This window comes from Streptomyces sp. NPDC048211, from assembly GCF_043202315.1.
GTDB lineage: Bacteria > Actinomycetota > Actinomycetes > Streptomycetales > Streptomycetaceae > Streptomyces.
On sequence record NZ_JBIDAD010000054.1, the window covers coordinates 1 to 2,628 of the forward strand.

Consider the following 2,628-nt stretch of genomic DNA (forward strand, 5'->3'; position numbering starts at 1 on the left):
CTGGCCCACGATGTCCGCGACCGCACCCGGCGCCATCCCGAACACATCATTCAGCACGAACGCCGCCCGCTCCGCCGGAGACAACCCGTCCAGCGTGCTCAGCAGCACCGTGCTGACCTCACGCTCCAGGGCCGCGTACTCCACAGCCCCGATCTCGCCGGCCCGTTCACCCACCGACCGGGACCGTTCGTCCTCGGGCAGCACCAAGCGGGCCAGACAAATCCCACCGACGGTCCGCACCAGCCAGGAACGCGGCGACACGATCTCCGCCCGCTCGGGCTCCGAGAGCCCGTACCAGCACCGGTAGGCGTCGGTGATCACCCCGTCGGCCTCCCGGACACCACCCAGCATCCAGTACGCGACATCCAGCAAGTGCTGCCGCTCCTCCAACATCTCCGCGATCGGAACCGCGTCACCGGCATGCACCACAGACATCCTCACTCTCGCACCGCACCACGCCCCGCGACGTCACCACGGGCGACTGCTCCACGTCCGTGACGGCGACGGGGCGGGAGGCCGGGTGAGATCCTCGTGCACGGCGTCCTCCGGTCCGCTCGACATTCTGACCGGACAGGACCAAAGCCTGTGACATCGGGCCGACGGGCCGCGGCCGGGCAGGCCGGCCTCGGCCCGTGGCGGCCCACTGACTCACCGGTCCCTGCTTCGTTTCGTCGATCACACGCGCTCCGGCCCCGTGTCACACATTCGCCGGCCCCTCGGTCTCATCTGCCAGAGACCGTGAGGTGTCTCAACCGGCACGGGGAACGTTCTTCCCGCCCGTACGAGGGGCTTGTTCACACGCAGATCCATGAAAGGGCCGATCGGGCCCGCGTGCACCACAAGGTTTCGTGGCGCGTCGCCCCTCACGGGACGTCGAGCCCTTGCGCCGCACCCATTCCTCACCACAGGAGGTTCCCATGAACTGGCGTGAAATGGCTATCTGCAGAGGCGAAGACCCTGACCTGTTCTTCCCCATCGGCAACGTGCGCAGTGGTATGGCCCTGCTCCAGATCGACGAGGCCAAGGCGGTCTGCCACCGCTGCCCCGTCATGCAGCAGTGCCTGAACTGGGCCATGAAGGTCGATTCGGTGGAGGGCGTCTGGGGCGGAACCACGGAAGCGGAACGGCGCGCGGTGAGGCGGCGCGCGGTGCGCAACCCGCGCAATCCCCAGGGCCCCAGGACCCCCAGGAAGATCCGGAACACGTCGGGCGCGGCCGCGTGATCGCGACGTGTCCCCGCCGAAGGACGGAGCCCTGCACCCTCGGCGCCGCGCCTGAGGCGGAGCGGTGAGCAGGATGACGCCGACCGGGGGAACGGGTCTCGGCCCGCAGCTGGCCGCGCTGGGCTGCGCCGCGCTCGTGGACGCGATGGGGCGGGTCCACCGCCACCGCTCGTACGTCCTGCCCCTGGTGAGTCCGGATCCCGGCAGCTACCTGTTCGGTCCGGCCGCGACCCTCTCGTACATGCCCTACCGGGACGATGTGGAACAGGCGTCGGAGACCTTCGCGGACTTCTTCTACCGGGCGGTGGAGGACTCTCCGGCGGAGAAGGTCCTCGTCTTGTCCAGCGGGGGATACCCGGATGTCTCCCACGGCGGGGGAACCAAGCTCTCCAGGGTGGCCAACCACGGACTCGCGGGTGTCCTGGCCGACGGGCGGCTGAGAGATTTCGGCGAACTCGGCGGGTACGGCTTCTCGACGTGGTGCAGGGGCGAGTCGGTCCGATGGGGCGGTGACACCGTCATGCCCTACGCCGCGGGAGTCACCGTCGAGTTCGGGGGTGTGTGCGTCGTGCCGGGTGACTACGTCTTCGCCGACGCATCGGGCGCGGTCGTGATTCCCCGCCGGAGTCTGACGCGTGTTCTGGCAGAGGCACATCAGGTGGTCACCGAGGACGCCGGCTTCGTCGAGATGATCCGGGCGGAGAGGAACCCCTTCTCGGGCCGTCACTGACGGCACCGAGCGCGATCGGTCGTGGAGTGAGTGGCGTACCCCAGGGGGACGCCACATTCCCGGTGTGTCTCACACCTGCCCGCGACTCGTCGGGGCGCCGGCGGTGGGCCAACGGAAGAATGCCCTCCCCGTCGACGCGGGAGGGCTGAACGGAGCGGTCGCCACCGGAAGTCCGGAGCGACCCGAAGGGCTGTCCCATGGCCCGAGCGGCACCCGGACGCCGTGACGCACCGGCGGGCGGGATCGGAGAAGGCCCCGCAGCCGGCGGCCTCGTTGCCCCTGCGGTGGGAGCGAAGCCGGTCGGAACAGGCGGAACACGCTACCCGCCGACATGTACCCCGGGGCGGGGGATCCGGTGGAGCGCGTCGGACACGGTGCGCATCTGCTCGTCGAGTCGCGCGAGTGATCGGCGGAGTTCGGCGACGCGCGTCTCCAGCGCTGAGGACTCGGCGGTGAGTGACCGCACGGTGTCCGTGAGGGTGAACAGGTCCTGAGATTCTGTGGGCATCATGCCTCCTGGTCGGCTCATACGGGAAGAGGAGCGCCCGGCACACCGGGCGTCCGTGACCGACGCCCGGTGTGCGGGGTTGTGGTGTCAGGCGTGCTGTTGTGTGAGCCAGTCGGTGAAGCGGGTTTGGGTGGTGTGGGCGTGGGGGCCGGGGAGGAGGGTGGTTT

At 69.6% G+C, this 2,628-nt stretch carries 3 protein-coding genes and 1 pseudogene; 2 read left to right on the forward strand and 2 right to left on the reverse strand.

Annotated elements, in window-relative coordinates; genetic code table 11:
- Positions 1-435 (reverse strand): annotated as a pseudogene (locus ACGFZA_RS42455) (RNA polymerase subunit sigma); the annotation flags it as partial.
- Positions 436-917: 482 nt separating this feature from the next.
- Here ACGFZA_RS42455 and ACGFZA_RS42460 point away from each other — a divergent pair.
- Complete coding sequence (locus ACGFZA_RS42460; protein WP_385289195.1) at positions 918-1,223, forward strand: WhiB family transcriptional regulator; 306 nt, start codon at positions 918-920, stop codon at positions 1,221-1,223.
- 73 nt (positions 1,224-1,296) lie between these two features.
- Positions 1,297-1,953, forward strand: a complete 657-nt coding sequence (locus tag ACGFZA_RS42465) for an RraA family protein (RefSeq protein ID WP_393686476.1) — start codon at positions 1,297-1,299, stop codon at positions 1,951-1,953.
- Positions 1,954-2,272: 319 nt separating this feature from the next.
- Here ACGFZA_RS42465 and ACGFZA_RS42470 read toward each other — a convergent pair whose 3' ends face one another.
- The gene (locus ACGFZA_RS42470) at positions 2,273-2,461 is read right to left on the reverse strand and encodes a hypothetical protein (RefSeq protein ID WP_393686474.1); all 189 of its coding nucleotides are present in this window, start codon (positions 2,459-2,461) and stop codon (positions 2,273-2,275) included.
- Positions 2,462-2,628: the final 167 nt, after the last annotated feature.

What these genes read in the sequence shown, in the direction of transcription:
- ACGFZA_RS42460 (WP_385289195.1), top strand. Translation starts at nt 918, where the DNA reads ATGAACTGGCGTGAAATGGCTATCTGCAGAGGCGAAGACCCTGACCTG.
- ACGFZA_RS42465 (WP_393686476.1), top strand. Translation starts at nt 1,297, where the DNA reads ATGACGCCGACCGGGGGAACGGGTCTCGGCCCGCAGCTGGCCGCGCTG.
- ACGFZA_RS42470 (WP_393686474.1), bottom strand. Translation starts at nt 2,461, where the DNA reads ATGCCCACAGAATCTCAGGACCTGTTCACCCTCACGGACACCGTGCGG.